The sequence below is a fragment of the Roseomonas sp. CAU 1739 genome (assembly GCF_039839775.1).
Classification (GTDB): Bacteria; Pseudomonadota; Alphaproteobacteria; order Acetobacterales; family Acetobacteraceae; genus Neoroseomonas.
Genome location: NZ_JBDOQQ010000010.1, coordinates 138714 through 154216, shown reverse-complemented (window position 1 = coordinate 154216; position 15503 = coordinate 138714). Strand labels below are relative to the sequence as shown.

The window sequence follows — 15503 nt, the reverse complement described above, 5'->3', positions numbered from 1 at the left end:
TGTCGTCGATACCGGCCCCCGCTGGCCAAGGCCGGTGCCGCATCGGTTCGATGCTGATCACCTATGGTCGTTCATCCGGTGGCCGACCCGTCTGACGTGTCCTCGATATCGCCGCCCGTCGGCCAGGCATAGCGGCGGATCGCCTGCACGAAGCTCGCCACCGCCGGCGACCAGCGCCGCCCGGCGACGGTGACGAGGCATATGCTGCGCACGACCTCCGGTTCCTCGACGCGACGCAGCACCAGGCCCGGATGCGTCGCCGAGAATTCGGGGATGAAGCAGACCCCCATGCCGGCGGCGATCATGGTCTGGATCCAGTCCTCCCGCTCGCTGCGGTAGGAACGGTTGATGTAAGCGCCCGCCGATTCACAGCGCTCCCGCAGGACATCGCGGAACTCGCAATTCGCCCGCTGCAGATAGGTCTGCCCATCCATGTCTTTCATGGTGATGGCATTGCGGCGCTCGAACGGGTGGCCGATCGGGCAGGCGACGACGAAACGTTCGCGATAGAGCGGCTCGGCGCGGAGGCGCTCATCGAAATCCTCGGGCTGCGCCATCACGGCGATGTCGATCTCGCCCGCCATCAACGAGACGGACAGCCGGGAGGCGACCGCCTCGCTCAGTGTCAGCTCGATGCCGCCATGGTCGGCACGGAAGCGATTGAGGAACCCGACGAAGCGCATCGGACCGATGGTGGACATCACGCCGACGCGCAGATGCGCGCTTTCGAGCCGCAGGAAGCGCAGCGCACTGTCCCTGGCCGCCACCGTCCGCGCCATCACCTCCTCGAAATGCGGATGCATGAGCCGCCCGAGTTCGGTGAGATGCGTGTTGCCGCGTTCACGCGAGAAGAGCAGCCCGCCGAGTTCGCCCTCCATCTTTTGGATGGCGCGCGTCAGGGCCGGTTGGCTGACGTTGCACTGCTCCGCGGCCTTGGTGAAGTTGAGCGCTTGGCAAACCGCCAGGAAATAGCGGATCTCATGGATCTCCATTGCAGACGCCCTTCAACCCATCGACCGCACAGGCCATGGGCCCGCGCAGCGCATCGTTCCGGCGCGGCACCATAGGCGCCCCGGGGCGGGGCCCTCCATAGCGAACAGCCATTGAAACGCTGTCCGGCCGGCATTGGCGCGCAGCCACGGCCCCGGCCCACGCTGCCGCGGCCGCATCAGGCCAGTATCCAGGGCCGCGCGGCGCGCGAATGACCTCGGCAGGGAGGATATCCGATGAGCAGCATGATCATGACGCCGGGCGGGCTGACGGAGACCGGCGATCGACCACGCGAGTTGGAAGGACGGGTGGCGATCGTCACCGGGTCCACCAGCGGCATCGGCCTTGGCATCGCCGAGGCGCTTGCGGCGCGTGGCGCCGCCGTCGTGCTCAACGGCTTCGGTCCCGTCGCCGAGGTCGAGGAAACGGTGCGACGGATCAGCGACGCCCATGCCGTGCCCGTCCGCCATGACGGGGCCGACATGTCGGACGCGGCGCAGATCGAAGCCCTGGTCGAACGCACGCGCCGCGTCTTCGGACCGACCGACATCCTGGTGAACAACGCGGGCATCCAGCATGTCGCGCCGATCGAGGATTTCCCGCCGGAGAAATGGGATGCGATCACCGCGATCAACCTCTCGGCCACCTTCCACGCGACGCGCGCGGCGCTTGCATCCATGAAGGAACGCGGTTGGGGGCGCATCGTGAATGTCGCCTCGGCGCACGGGCTGGTCGCTTCGCCCTTCAAGAGCGCCTATGTCGCCGCGAAGCACGGCGTCATCGGTCTGACCAAGGTCACGGCGCTTGAGGCCGCCGAATACGGCGTGACCTGCAACGCGGTCTGCCCGGGGTATGTCTGGACGCCGCTGGTCGCCGGCCAGGTCGCGGCGCAGGCCCGCGCGCACGGGCTCAGCGAGACGGAGGTGATCCGCACGATCTTCCTCGCCGAGCAGCCCACGCGGCGCTTTGCGACCGTCGGGGAGATCGCTGCGACGGTCGCCTTCCTCTGCTCCGAAGGGGCGGCGTCAATCACCGGCGTCGCGCTGCCGGTCGATGGCGGTTGGACCGCGCATTGACCGGCCGCGCCAACCCGAAGCCGCCTGACGGCAGCCGACGGGCTCCGCCGATTGCTGTATCGTGGAGCGGCCCGGCGACTGGCTCGTCCGGCCTTCAATGCTGTTCGGAGGATCACACATGTCGCGCTACGTCCATCCGGAGGCGATTGTGGATACGCAGTGGCTCGAGGATCACCTCGACGATGCAACGCTGCGCGTCTTCGATTGCACGACCTATCTGATCTACGAGACCGGCACCGGCAGGCCCTATCGCGTGCAGAGCGGCCGCAGCGACTACGAGGCGGCGCATATTGCGGGCTCGGGATTCCTGGACCTGCAGGGCGAGCTCTCCGATACCTCGAGCCCGTTCAACTTCACCATGCCCGCGGCCGAGGCCCTTGCTGCGCGCCTGGCTGGCAAGGGCGTCGGCGCGGGATGCCGCGTTGTCCTCTATTCCCGCAAGTCCATGCAGTGGGCCACGCGCGTGTGGTGGATGTTGCGCGCCATCGGTTTCGACGATGCGGCCGTGCTCGATGGCGGCTTCGACAAGTGGCAGGCCGAGGGGCGGCCGATCGAGGCGGCGACGACCGAGTTTCCGCCTGCCAGCCTGACGGCCCGGCCCCGGGCCGGTCTGTTCGTCGGCAAGGACCAGGTGAGGGCCGCGATCGGCGACGCCGGCGTCTGCACCATCAACGCGCTGGCGCCGGATCTCCATAGCGGGGAGAATCCGAGATATGGGCGACCGGGCCGGGTGCCGGGCAGCGTTAATGTCCCGGTGGCCTCCCTGGTCGATCCGCGGTCCATGACATTCCGGTCGCCGGCGGAGGTCGCTGCGACCTTCGATGCCGTCGGGGCCGATCGATCGAAGCGCATCGTGCTGTATTGCGGCGGTGGCATCGCCGCGACGCTGGATGCCTTCCTGCTCCACCAGCTCGGCTATTCGAACCTTGCGGTCTACGATGCGTCCATGAGCGAGTGGGCCAACGACAGGTCCCTGCCCATCGAAGTCGGGTAAGCAGCATGGGTGGCCCGCCGGAACCGACCCGTGGGCCCACGCATCCTTGCGCCGGACAGGCCGTCGGCCGGCGCCATCCCCCCCAAGCGTGGCGCGGAAGTCTGATTTCAATCCGCCACCCAGAAAGCGGGCCGGCAGCCCCCGGCCACGATCAGCCATGAGGGCGGAACCCCGCCTTGTCCAACAAGGCGGCATGGGTGCCGTGCACCCAGCTGCTGGCACTACGGTTTCCCGAAGGTCTTCGCTTCGCTAGAAGCCGGCGATGGACAACAGCATGGCAACCAGGCCCTACAGCAAGCTGAAGGGCGACCCCTACCGAGCGTATGAGGAATTGCCCGTCGAGGTGCGCCGAGCCCTGCAGGAAGCCTTGGTGGATTGGTGCCCCATGCGTGCCCGTGAATGGCACATTCACCTGCTGCGGCAACTGCGGTTGCGGCCGGCCCAGGCGACGTTCCTGCTCGTCCAGGCCATTCGCAGGCACGATCATGCGGAAGTCGCCGCCTTCGCGCGAACCTGGCCGACCGGCCCGACGGCCTATCCGCACCTCGCGGCCAGTGCGACGCTCCAGCGATACGTCGGGACGGACGGTATCCCCGCGGCTGAGCCGATTCACGTCGCCCCGAAGGGAAAGCGGGCCAAGGCAACGGACAAGCGGAAGGCAGGGCGCCGCGCCCGGCGCTGACCGAGGGCCGGCTGCAACGCGGCCACAACCGGATTGACGCTGGACTACCCGGCCGATCTACGCGCCTCCGAGCAGGTCAGAAGCACCATGATCGGGAATGCGAGGGCCAGGCCGCGCGTTACGTCAGGGTCACGATCTGCCGCCGTGCATCCTAGCGCTCCGAGGCAGCGCGCAGAGCCGGCCTGGTCTGCGGCCATTACAGCAAAGGTGGCGCGGAGCGGATTTCCACGCGGACGCCGCATGGGAGGTCGAAGGATCGCCCTCTTGCGCCCGCGCCTATCACGTCTGGTCCTTCTCTCAACTCGGGATGCAGCCGAAGGCGCGTGTCCGGCAAACCCCATGGGTTGTTCAACCGGAACACACGCAGCGCTGCTTTTGGGTCTGGGGCCGCGAAGCCCAAATCATGCTGCATTCGTATCCGCTCAAACCACATGCTCCAGCCCATTGTCTTGAGGGCATCTTCACGCGTTCAGATCATTCCATCGGAACGCGATCTGTTCTAACCGCCGATGCCGAGGGCGGGCAGCTTCATCCCCATCCGCTTCGCGTGGTCGATGGCGATGTCGTAGCCGGCATCGGCGTGGCGCATCACGCCGGTGCCCGGGTCATTCCACAGGACCCGCGCGATCCGCCGCGCCGCGGCCTCGGTGCCATCGGCGACGATCACCATCCCGGCATGCTGGGAGAAGCCCATGCCCACACCGCCGCCATGATGCAGCGACACCCAGGTCGCGCCGGACGCTGTGTTCAGCAATGCGTTCAGCAATGGCCAGTCGGACACCGCGTCCGAGCCATCCTTCATCGCCTCCGTCTCGCGGTTCGGGGATGCCACCGAACCGGAATCGAGGTGATCGCGGCCGATGACGATCGGCGCCTTCAACTCGCCCTTTGCGACCATCTCGTTGAAGGCGAGGCCCAGCCGGTGCCGATCGCCCAGCCCGACCCAGCAGATGCGCGCCGGCAGGCCCTGGAACGCGATGCGCCTGCCCGCCATGTCGAGCCAATTGTGCAGATGCGCATCATCCGGCAGCAATTCCCGCACCTTGGCGTCGGTGCGCGCGATGTCCTCGGGGTCGCCCGACAGCGCCGCCCAGCGGAACGGCCCGACGCCACGGCAGAACAGCGGGCGGATATAGGCGGGTACGAAGCCGGGGAAGTCGAAGGCGTGTTCGACGCCCATCTCCTTCGCCATCTGGCGGATGTTGTTGCCGTAGTCGAGCACCGGGATGCCCAGCGCGTGAAAGCCAAGCATCGCCTCGACATGCCGCGCCATCGAACGCTTCGCGGCGAGCGTCGTGCCGGCGGGGTCGCGCTCGCGCCGCTCCTCCCACTCCGCCAACGTCCAGCCGGCGGGCAGGTAGCCGTTCAACGGGTCATGCGCGCTGGTCTGGTCGGTGACCGCATCGGGGCGGATGCCGCGGCGCAGGATCTCGGGGAAGATCTCGGCGGCATTGCCGAGCAGGCCGACCGAGACGGCGCGACCATCCTCCCGCGCGGCCTCGATCATCGCCAGTGCCTCGTCGAGCGTCTCGGCCTTCTTGTCGAGATAGCGGGTGCGCAGGCGCATCTCGATCCGGCTCGGCTGGCATTCCACCGCGATCATCGAAGCGCCGGCCATGGTCGCGGCGAGCGGCTGCGCTCCGCCCATGCCGCCAAGGCCGCCCGTCAGGATCCACTTGCCGGCCAGGCTGCCGCCATAGTGCTGGCGACCAACCTCGACGAAGGTCTCGTAGGTGCCCTGCACGATGCCCTGGCTGCCGATGTAGATCCACGACCCGGCCGTCATCTGGCCGTACATCATCAGGCCGCGGCGATCGAGCTCGTGGAAATGCTCCCAGGTCGCCCAATGCGGCACCAGGTTGGAATTGGCGATCAGCACGCGCGGCGCATCGGCCGTCGTGCGGAAGATGCCGACCGGCTTGCCGGATTGCACCAGCAGCGTCTCATCGGGCTCAAGCGCCTTCAGGGAGGAGACGATGCGGTCGAAGGCATCCCAGTCGCGCGCCGCACGGCCGATGCCGCCATAGACGACCAACTCGTCCGGCTTCTCGGCAACCTCGGGGTCGAGGTTGTTCATCAGCATGCGCATCGCCGCCTCGGCACCCCAGGACTGGCAGATGGGGACAGGGCCGCGTGGAGCCGTGATGATGCGGGAATTGGCGATGCGGGTCATGGGGTGGGGCCCTTTCCGGGGGGAGGAAAGCGGATTGGGCGCGACGGTTGGAGGGGCGTTGCCCCTCCAAGCCACCCCACCAGGGACCTACGGGTCCCTGGACCGCGGGATGTTGGTGCCAGGCACGGCGGCTCGGCCGCCGCGGGACGGAACCGATGGGCCCGGCGCTCGGAAGCAGCGCCAGGACTGTGCGAGAAGCGGCTTGGTCCAACCCGGCCGCCGGGCGTCGGGTGGCGGTTTCCAAAGCCCCACTGGCCGTTAGCCCCGCTCCGGCTCCGTCCATGGGCGCGCATGGAATGAACGCCTGCGCGCGTCACGACACCACCTCCGGAAGCGCAAGCCCAGCCGCCAACGCACCACTGTCGACCAGCGCCGCCGCCGCCGCGATGTCGGGTGCGAGGAATCGATCCGCCAGCAAGGGCGCGATGCGCCCGCGGATCGTGGCATGGACGCCCTCCAACGGCGCGGAGGACGCCAGCGGCCGCCGATGCTCCAGCGCCTCCGCCGCGGCCATCGCCTCGATGCCGATGATCGACGCCGCGTTGGCGGCCATGTCCAACAGGCGATACGCCGCATGCGTCGCCATCGAGACATGATCCTCCTGGTTCGCCGATGTCGGCAGCGAATCCACGCTCGCCGGCGCGGCGCGCTGCTTGTTCTCCGAGGCCAGGGCGGCAGCGGTCACCTGCGCGATCATCAGCCCCGAATTCAGCCCCGCATCGCGCGCGAGGAAGGCCGGCAGGCCGCTCATCACCGGATCGACCAGCAGGGCGATGCGCCGTTCGGACAGAGATCCGATCTCGGCGAGGGCGATGGCGATCTGGTCTGCGGCGAAGGCCACCGGCTCGGCGTGGAAATTTCCGCCCGAGACGATGCTGCCGTCATCAAGCACCAGCGGATTGTCGGTGACGGCGTTCGCTTCGGTCTCCAGCGTGCGGGCGACGAAGCGCAGCATGTCGAGCACCGCGCCCATGACCTGAGGTTGGCAACGCAGCGAATACGGATCCTGCACGCGATCGTCGCCCAGGCGGTGGCTCTCTCGGATGGCGCTTCCCGCGAGCAGCCCGCGCAGCGCCGCCGCGACATCCGCTTGGCCGGCATGACCGCGCAGCGCATGAATCCGCGCATCGAAAGGCGTGTCGGATCCGCGCAGAGCATCGACCGTCAGCGCGCCGGCCACCAGCGCAGCCTGGAACACGCGCTCGGCGGCGAACAACCCGGCCAGGGCGATCGCCGTCGAGACCTGCGTGCCGTTGATCAGCCCGAGACCTTCCTTCGGCCCCAATGTGACCGGCGACAGCCCGGCCGCATGCAGCGCATCGCGCGCCGGCACACCCGGCAGCGCCTGGCCTTCACCCAGCATCGCCGCCGTCATATGCGCGAGCGGCGCGAGATCCCCGGAAGCGCCGACCGAGCCCTTGGCTGGGATCAACGGCAGGACGCCGAGCGCGCGCATCTGCTCGATCAGCGACACGACCTCCCAGCGGACGCCGGACGCGCCGCGGCCGAGGCTCGCTGCCTTCATCGCCATGATCAGCCGCACGATGGCCTCCGGCAGCGACGGGCCGACGCCGCAGGCATGCGACAGGATGAGGTTTCGCTGCAGCGTGGCGAGGTCGCTATCGCCGATGCGCACCGAGGCCAGCTTGCCGAAGCCGGTATTGACGCCATAGGCCGTCTCACCTGCCGCGATGACGCGCGCCACGGCGGCGGCGGCGCGATCCACCGCGACGCGCGTCGATGGATCCAGGGGAATCGGCGCGCCGGCCAGGATGTCGCGCCACGCGCCCAGCGGCACGGCGCCCGGTGTCAGCATCGCAGTCATGCGCGCACTCCCTGATGGAATCGCGCGAACAGCGGCGAGAGGCCGATCTGCGCGACGAGTTCGGACAGCGTCTCCACTGACCACACGGCGAGATCCGCGTCCTTGCCGGCCTCCAGGCTGCCGATGCGATTGGCGCGGCCGAGCGCATGCGCGGCCTCGATGGTGAAGCCGCGCAGCACCTCGTCCACCGTCATGCCGAACAGCACGCAGGCCAGCGTGCCGCAGACGCGCGGCGAGGCGATGGGCGAGGAGCCGGGATTGAGGTCCGTCGCCACCGCCATGCGCGTGCCGGCAGCCCGGAAGGCGGCGATCGGCGGCTTGCGCGTTTCATTCAGCATCAGGAAGGCGCCGGGCAGCAACACGGCGACGGTGCCCGCTTGCGCCATGGCGGCCGCGCCATTCGCATTCGTGTATTCGAGGTGATCGGCCGACAGCGCACCGTGCTTGGCGGCCAGGGCCGCGCCCTGGCCGTCGCTCAATTGGTCGGCATGCGACTTCACGCGCAGGCCGGCGGCGTGCGCGGCATTGAAGACGCGGGCGCATTCATCCCCGTTGAAGGCGATGCCTTCCTGGAAGACGTCCACCGCATCAGCGAGGCCTTCGATCGCGATGCGCGGGATCATCCGGTCGCACACCAGGTCGAGATAGGATGCGCGATCCCCGCCCGGCGGCACGGCATGCGCGCCCAGATAGGTCGCGGCGACCGAGACGCGCCGCTGCGTCGCCAGGTGGCGGGCAACGCGCAGTTGGCGCAGTTCGGTTTCCTCATCGAGGCCGTAGCCGGATTTGATCTCGATGGTGGTGACGCCCTCGGCGAGCAGTGCATCGAGCCGCCCCAGCGATGCGCTGGCCAGCGCCGCGTCATCGGCTTCGCGCGTGGCGCGCACCGTTGCCGCGATGCCGCCGCCCGACCGCGCGATGTCCGCATAGGATTCGCCTGCCAAGCGCCGCGCGAATTCATCGGCACGGTTGCCGGCGAAGACCAGATGCGTGTGGCAGTCGACCAGGCCCGGTGTCACCCAGCGCCCGGCGCAGTCGAGGCGGTCCGCCGCATCGATGGCCGGCGCGCCGGTGCGCGACCCGGCCCAGGCGATCCGCCCGCCGGACACTGCCAGCACCCCGTCCTCGACCACGCCAAGGTCGGCCGCCCCCGCCATGGTGGCGAGCCGCGCCCCGGTGATCAGCAGATCGGCCTTCAGTGCCGCCACGCGCCCAATCCCCCGATTTCGATGCTGGCCAGACGTGGCCGGCATCAGTATTGTATATACAATATCCTGCTCCGGAGACGTCCCGATGCGCAAGCTCGTTTTTTCCGAAGCCCTGCTGCCCGATGGCTGGCAGCGGAATGTGTGCGTGGAGATCGACGTCGAAGGCCGCATCGCCACGGTGACGCCCGATGCCGAGCCTGGCCACCTGATTGCGGTGCCGGGCTTGCCCAATCTGCATTCCCACGCCTTTCAGCGCGGCATGGCGGGGCTGACCGAGCACGCCGGCGACAGCGAGGATTCCTTCTGGACCTGGCGGGCGCTGATGTACCGCTTCCTCGCCCACCTCACCCCCGATGACGTGGAGGCGATCGCCACCCTCGCCTATGCCGAGATGCTGGAAGCCGGCTTCACCCGCGTCGGCGAATTCCACTACCTGCATCACGATCCGGACGGCGCTCCCTATGCCGACCGTGCGGAGATGGCCGCCCGCATCGCCGCCGCGGCCCAGGCGACCGGCATCAACCTGACCCTGCTGCCGTGCTTCTACGCGCATGGCGAGATCGGCGGTGCGCCGCCGGTGGCTGGGCAGCGGCGCTTCCTCAACGACCTCGATGGCTACGCGGCGCTGGTCGAGGGCAGCCGCCGTGCCATCGCCCGCCTGCCCGGCGCCAGTCTCGGCCTCGCCCCGCATTCCCTGCGTGCGGCGACGATCGAGGAGATCCGCGCGGTCACCGGCATGGCGCAGCCCGATGAGCCGCTGCACATCCACGCCGCCGAACAGGTCAAGGAGGTCGAGGCCGCGCTGCGCATCCTCGGCCTGCCGCCAATAGCCGCACTGCTCGACGCCGGACTGATCGATGCGCGCTGGTGCCTGATCCACGCGACGCACGGGACCGAGGCGGAACTGGGCCGCGTCGCCACGGCCGGCGCGGTGGTCGGCGTCTGCCCGATCACCGAGAGCAATCTCGGTGACGGCATCTTTCCCGCCATCGCCTATCGCGCCGCGGGCGGGCGCTTCGGGATCGGCACAGATTCCAACGTGTTGATTTCGGCCCCTGCGGAACTGCGCACGCTGGAATATTCCCAACGCCTCGCACTGCGCACGCGCAACGCGCTGGCGCCGCGCGGTGGGTCGACCGGCCGCTCTCTATGGCAATCGGCGGTGGACGGCGGTGCGCAGGCGCTGGCCGCCGGCCCGGCTGGGATCGTGCCGGGCGCCTTCGCCGATCTGGTGCTGCTTGACCCCGACCATCCCGCCTTCGCCGCGCGTTCGGGCGACCGCCATCTCGACAGCCTGATCTTCGCCGCACGCGCAGGCGCGATCCACGATGTCTGGGTGCGCGGCGCGCGGGTGGTCGAAGCCGGCATCCATCCTGCGCGGGAGGCGGCCGAACGGCGCGTGGCGGCCACGCTGGCCCGCATCCTCGGGGCATGAGCGCCTTCGTCCTCGATGGGGAAGGCCCGATGCATGCGCAGATCCGGCGTGCGCTCGGCAGCGCCATCCTGACCGGCCGCATCGCCCCCGGCGGCCGCATCCCGCCCGAGAGCGAATTGATGGCGCTGTTCGGTGCGTCCCGCATGACGGTTCACCGGGCCGTTGCGGCGCTGGCCGCCGAGGGCCTGGTACGCCGCAACCGGCGCGCCGGCACGGTGGCGAGCCCCGAGGCGCGCGGCCGCGCCGTCTTCGAGATCTGGGACATCGGTGCGGAGATCCGCGCCGCGGGCCAGCAGCATCGCTTCGAGATCCTCTCGCACACCCAGCGTCCCGCGACGGGGGATGAGATGGACCTGCCCGCTGGGGCGCCACTGGTCGCCATTGTCACGCGGCACCTCGCGGACGCGACGCCGATGCAGGTGGAGGAGCGGCTGATCAACCTCGACGCCGCGCCGGGGGCTGCCACGGAGAGCTTCGCCGCCGCGCCGCCCGGCCGATGGCTGCTCGACCATGTGCCCTGGACCGAGGCCGAGCACGCCATTCACGCCACGGCGGCACCGGCCCGCGTGGCGAAGCTGCTGGGCATGAAGGCCGGCGATGCCGCGCTGGTGGTGGAACGGCGAACATGGAATGGCACCACCCCGGTCACCTTCGCGCGACTGTGGCATCCCGGTGACCGGCACCGCCTGGTTGGGCGATTTTCCGCCGGCACGTAGCCGGGGCTGGGTGGCTCGGGAGGGCGTCGCCGCCAGGATCGGCCCTGCCGTGCTCGGTTCGGGCGCACCGGTCGGCGCACCCCGGATGCGCGGGCGAATGATACCAGCGGCATGAGTCATTAACGCGTGCCGAGGCCGCGAAGGCGGGCCGCCGACCGCCCGGCGAAAGCCAAGCAAACCGGAGGTTTGCGCGTCACGCCATGGGCGTGCCTTCGGCACGACGCGTCTGAGGGCAGGTCGAAGCCGATACCAACGGTCGAAGAATTCGGCCGTTGGTATGGGACCGCCGGCCTGCCACCGATCAGGCAGGCACGCCGTTTGCCGCGCACACGCCACCATGGGGCAGCGCACCAAGCGATGGATGACTGCTGCCCATCGCGGTCAGTGGTGCAGGATCATGTCCAGTCCAACGAGGGTCGTGGGCCGCCGCTCAATGGGAGCCCGGCAACGGCCTGTACGGCAGCGGCGCGAAGCGCGTCCCATGCATCGTGACATCCTGCCACACGCCGCCGGTCATGTAGGGATCCTCGGCCATCCAGGCCTTCGCGGCCGCATCCGTTGCATGGCGCGTCAGGACGATGGACCCGCGCATCGCGCCGGCGTCGTCCAGGATCGCCCCACCCATCGTCAGCGTGCCATCCGCCGCCATGGCGGTGACGCGTTCTATATGCGCCGGCCGCACCGCCGCGCGTCGGCCCGCCGCACCCGCATCCGTGCCGTCCAGCGCCACCGTCACGGTGTGCGTGCGGGTGGAGGAGACCGGTTCACCCGGTTGCGGCAGCGGGCGATAGGGCAGTGGTGCGATGCGAAAGGGATACGCCTCCCATGTCGCCCAGACGCCATCCACCGCGAAGGGTTCTTCCGCCAGGTAAGCATCGAGCCCGACCTTGTCCGGTACATCCAGAACCATCAGCGACCCGGCTGGCTGCCAGTCCGGCGAGAACAGCGGCACGCCAAGCGCGAGCCGCCCGTCCTGCGCCCATCGCGTGAGGATCGCGAGATGACGATCGCGCGATGCGGCGCGGCGGGACGGGTCGGGCCCGTCCCAGGCGATGATGGCGTAGCCCATGATGCGTCCTGCCCTCCAGTGTTGCCGCAGACTGGCATGGCCGGCGCGGCGCGTCAGCCTGTCCTCGGCAGCGGCCGATAGGGCAGCGGACGCAACAGCGACGCATGCAGCGCGACCGTGGCCCGGCACAGGTCTGGATCGGCTGCCACCCAGTCGAGCGCCGACGCGTCGTCGCGATGCGTCGTGACCAGGATGGCGCCGGGCGCGTCGAGCGTCTCGGCGGCGAAGGTCAGCATTCCCGCCTGTGCCATGGGGCCGAAGCGATCCACATCGGCCTGGCCGGCGACGATAAGGATGGTATGGCCACGCCCCGGCGGCACCGGCGTGTCATCCGCCGGCCAGGGGCGCCACGGCAATGCGGGAATGCGCAGCGGCAGGCACGCGATTTCCTGCCACACGCCGTCGGTCGCGAAGGGTTCGCGCGCCAGATAGGCCTCGACCCCGGCCTGGTCCTGCGCGGCGATGACCATGAGCGACCCGCGCGACCGCCCCTCGGCGGAATGCACCGGCAGGCCGAGCAGCAACGTGCCATCGCGCGCCATCGCCGCGATCGAGGCGATGTGCCGGTCCCGCGCCGCCGCGCGGCGGGACGGGTCCGGCCCGTCGAAGGCGATGACCGCGAAGGCCATAGGAACAGTCGCGGGGGCGACCGATGGCCGCCCCCGCGCAGGCCTCAGTACATATGCTGCCCGCCGTTGATCGACAGCGTCGAGCCGGTGATGAAGTCCGCGTCGTCGGCCGTCAGGAACACCACGCCGCGGGCGATGTCATAGGCGGTGCCGAGCCGGCCGCGCGGAATGCGCGCGATGATCTTCTCGAGCACGTCGGGGGGGACCGCGCGCACCATCTCGGTGTCCACATAGCCGGGCGCGATGGCATTCACCGTGATCTGCGTGCGTGCGCCTTCCTGGGCGAGCGCCTTGGTGAAGCCATGGATGCCCGACTTGGCGGCAGCGTAGTTCACCTGGCCATACTGCCCGGCCTGACCGTTGATCGAACCGATATTGACGATGCGGCCGAACTTCTTGGCCGTCATGCCGTCCCACACCAGCTTGCACATGTTGTAGCAGGAGCCGAGGTTGGTATCGATCACCGCGTCCCACATCTCGCGATTCATGCGCTTCATCGTGCCGTCGCGGGTGATGCCGGCATTGTTCACCAGCACCTCGATCTGGCCCACCTCGGCTTCGATCTTCTTCACGGCGTCGGCGCAGGCGTCGTAATCCGCCACGTCGAACTTATAGCAGGGGATGCCGGTGCGATCGGTGAACGCCTTCGCCGCGGCGTCATTGCCGGCGTAGGAGGCGACGACCGTGCGGCCGGCGGCCTGCAACGCTTCGCTGATCGCGGCGCCGATGCCGCGCTGACCTCCGGTGACGAGTGCGACGCGTGCCATACCTGATCTCCTCCCTGGGCGGATGCGCGGTGAGCCGTATCAATGCTTCGACACGGCTGCGCAATCCTTGATGGCGATCAAATCCTGTCACGCGGCGCAGCGCCAGGGGTAATGCGTGCAGTGCACCACTGCCTGGTCGCCGCAGGCGAAGGATGGGAACCGTTGCATGACCCCCGTGCGCGGCCCTTGCCTTCGCACCCTGCGCCCGCGGATCGCGGCCTGGCCGCGATCCGCGGGAAGGGCCACTCTACCCAGGTGTCGCACCCGAAGCGCGCACCACGGGCGCCCAGGCAGCGATCTCCGCCCGCACGAAAGCCTGTGCATCATCGAGGAACAGCGTGCCCGGCAACGTCGCTGTTTCCGCGTAGCGGCGCGCGATGCCCGGCGTGGCCATCGCCTCGCGTATCGCAGCCGCCAGACGCTCCTGCAGCGCGCGCGGCGTGCCGGCGGGTGCGGCGATGCCGGCCCAGCCATCGGCGATGATGTCCGGGAAGCCGCTTTCCACGAAGGTCGGGACGGCCGGAAAATCGGCGATCCTCTCCCGAACCGTGAAGGCGATCGGCCGCAGCGATCCGGCGCGGATATACGCCGAAGCCGCCGTCAGGCTGTCCATCACTGATGGCACCGTGCCCGCGATCGCATCCGTCGCCGCCTGCGAACCGCCGCGATAGGGGATGTGCTGCAGCTCGAAACCCGCGGCCTGCGCCAGGCGCAGACCGACCAGGTGCGGCACAGACCCGATGCCGCTGGTGGCATAGGCGACCCCGTTCGGCCGCTTCGCGGCGGCGACGAAATCCGCCACGGTCTGTATCTGCGTACCAGGATTCACGAGCAGCAGGTAGGGCGTGCCGAGGATCGTCGCGATATGCGCGAAGTCCCGGTCGGCATCCCACTGGATGCGGTCGCGGTACAGCGTATTGCCCACCGCCATGCCCGAGATGGTCGAGACCAACAGCGTCGTCCCATCCGGCGCGGCGCGTGCGACCAGCCCCGTGCCGAGCGTCGCTCCCGCACCGGGCCGATTCTCGACCACCACCACGGTACCCAGGCGCCGGCCCATCTCCTCGGCGATGAGCCGGGCGATGATGTCGGTGGTGCCGCCAGTGGCGAAAGGCACGATCAGGCGGACGGGCCCCGGAAAGGATTGCGCGAGCGCCGGCATGGCGAGCAGCGCAGGCGTGGCGAGCAGAAGATGGCGACGCAGCATGATGATGGTTCCCGGCAACAGGTCCCCACGCTAGCGCCCCGATCCCGCACTTCGAAAGACTTCGTTCCCGGGGCGCGCGCGCGATGCGCAAGGAAGCTGCCCGAATTGGCGCCGCCGCCGGCCGGGACGTTCGGGGTAGGGCGGCCAACCGAAAGGATCTTGCTTTGTCGTGCCGCAGAGCTGCGCGACGCAACACGACCTTGGCGTCGCGCGGCGCAGGCTGCTAGGGTTCTCACATGGCAGCGCATCGGCGCATCGCAGGGCGAATTACCGGCACGGCCGCTTGAGGTCCGCGCCCCGGGTGGGCGTGCCTTCGGCCGATCGGTTTCTCCACCCGTCGTCGCACTTGCCGGAAGTCCCGCACCATGTCCCATCCTGACCAGCTCGTCCCGGCGCATTTCCATGTGCTTGCCGAGGCATCGCCCGGCCTGCTCTCACGCCTGATGCAGCCGCTCGCCAAGCGCGACCTGATGCCCGACCACGTCCAGGCGCGGCGCGAAGGAGATGCGATGCGCGTCGAGATCGTGCTCGACGCCATGCCCGCCGGCATGGTCCATCTGGTCGCCGGCAATCTCTGCCAGGTCTTCGGCGTGCTCGAATTGCGCCACGGCGCGGCCGAGGCGCTGCGCGCCGCCTGAACGGCGCGGCGCGTGCCCCTGCGATGATTCATGGCGCATCCGGCCCGCGCCCGGCCAGGATGGGCGTGACGCCAACACGCGGTCGCGCTGCGCG

Annotated in this window: 14 protein-coding genes; 6 read left to right on the top strand and 8 right to left on the bottom strand. The window is 69.3% G+C overall.

The window, feature by feature from the left end; all coding sequences use genetic code 11:
* Window positions 1-71: 71 nt before the first annotated feature.
* Entirely contained in the window at window positions 72-992 is a 921-nt protein-coding gene (locus AAFN86_RS17400) for a LysR family transcriptional regulator (protein WP_347544636.1), read from the bottom strand.
* Window positions 993-1226: 234 nt separating this feature from the next.
* Between AAFN86_RS17400 and AAFN86_RS17395 the strand changes: the two genes are divergently transcribed.
* The 3 genes from AAFN86_RS17395 (at window position 1227) to AAFN86_RS17385 (ending at window position 3742) form a co-directional block, all read left to right on the top strand.
* Window positions 1227-2066, top strand: coding sequence for a 3-hydroxybutyrate dehydrogenase (locus AAFN86_RS17395; protein WP_347544634.1), 840 nt, complete (start codon window positions 1227-1229; stop codon window positions 2064-2066).
* Between the two features lie 118 nt (window positions 2067-2184).
* On the top strand, window positions 2185-3060 hold the full coding sequence (locus AAFN86_RS17390) for a sulfurtransferase (protein WP_347544632.1): 876 nt from the start codon (window positions 2185-2187) through the stop codon (window positions 3058-3060).
* Window positions 3061-3322: 262 nt separating this feature from the next.
* Entirely contained in the window at window positions 3323-3742 is a 420-nt protein-coding gene (locus AAFN86_RS17385) for a DUF6525 family protein (RefSeq protein WP_347544630.1), read from the top strand.
* Between the two features lie 499 nt (window positions 3743-4241).
* Here AAFN86_RS17385 and hutU read toward each other — a convergent pair whose 3' ends face one another.
* The 3 genes from hutU to hutI all read right to left on the bottom strand — a co-directional run bounded on the left by hutU (window position 4242) and on the right by hutI (window position 8948).
* Entirely contained in the window at window positions 4242-5915 is a 1674-nt protein-coding gene (hutU, locus tag AAFN86_RS17380) for a urocanate hydratase (protein ID WP_347544629.1), read from the bottom strand.
* Between the two features lie 313 nt (window positions 5916-6228).
* Window positions 6229-7740 carry a histidine ammonia-lyase gene (gene hutH / locus AAFN86_RS17375; RefSeq protein ID WP_347544628.1) on the bottom strand — a complete coding sequence of 504 codons (1512 nt, stop codon included), beginning with the start codon at window positions 7738-7740 and terminating at the stop codon, window positions 6229-6231.
* Complete coding sequence (gene hutI, locus AAFN86_RS17370) at window positions 7737-8948, bottom strand: imidazolonepropionase (protein ID WP_408906607.1); 1212 nt, start codon at window positions 8946-8948, stop codon at window positions 7737-7739. The genes hutH and hutI overlap by 4 nt, the downstream gene beginning before the upstream one ends.
* 85 nt (window positions 8949-9033) lie before the next feature.
* On the opposite strand from hutI, the gene AAFN86_RS17365 reads away from it, so the two are divergent.
* Window positions 9034-10383, top strand: coding sequence for a formimidoylglutamate deiminase (locus AAFN86_RS17365; RefSeq protein WP_347544626.1), 1350 nt, complete (start codon window positions 9034-9036; stop codon window positions 10381-10383).
* Entirely contained in the window at window positions 10380-11099 is a 720-nt protein-coding gene (locus AAFN86_RS17360) for a UTRA domain-containing protein (protein ID WP_347544625.1), read from the top strand. Before AAFN86_RS17365 ends, AAFN86_RS17360 begins: the two co-directional genes overlap by 4 nt.
* 430 nt (window positions 11100-11529) lie before the next feature.
* Here AAFN86_RS17360 and AAFN86_RS17355 read toward each other — a convergent pair whose 3' ends face one another.
* From AAFN86_RS17355 to AAFN86_RS17340, 4 genes are all read right to left on the bottom strand, one after another.
* On the bottom strand, window positions 11530-12168 hold the full coding sequence (locus tag AAFN86_RS17355; RefSeq protein WP_347544624.1) for a YciI family protein: 639 nt from the start codon (window positions 12166-12168) through the stop codon (window positions 11530-11532).
* A 53-nt stretch (window positions 12169-12221) separates the two neighbouring features.
* Window positions 12222-12797, bottom strand: coding sequence for a YciI family protein (locus AAFN86_RS17350; protein ID WP_347544623.1), 576 nt, complete (start codon window positions 12795-12797; stop codon window positions 12222-12224).
* A 44-nt stretch (window positions 12798-12841) separates the two neighbouring features.
* Window positions 12842-13564, bottom strand: a complete 723-nt coding sequence (phbB, locus tag AAFN86_RS17345; protein WP_347544622.1) for an acetoacetyl-CoA reductase — start codon at window positions 13562-13564, stop codon at window positions 12842-12844.
* Between the two features lie 247 nt (window positions 13565-13811).
* Entirely contained in the window at window positions 13812-14771 is a 960-nt protein-coding gene (locus tag AAFN86_RS17340) for a tripartite tricarboxylate transporter substrate-binding protein (RefSeq protein WP_347544621.1), read from the bottom strand.
* Between the two features lie 365 nt (window positions 14772-15136).
* On the opposite strand from AAFN86_RS17340, the gene AAFN86_RS17335 reads away from it, so the two are divergent.
* Entirely contained in the window at window positions 15137-15409 is a 273-nt protein-coding gene (locus AAFN86_RS17335; protein WP_347544620.1) for a hypothetical protein, read from the top strand.
* Window positions 15410-15503 lie beyond the last annotated feature (94 nt).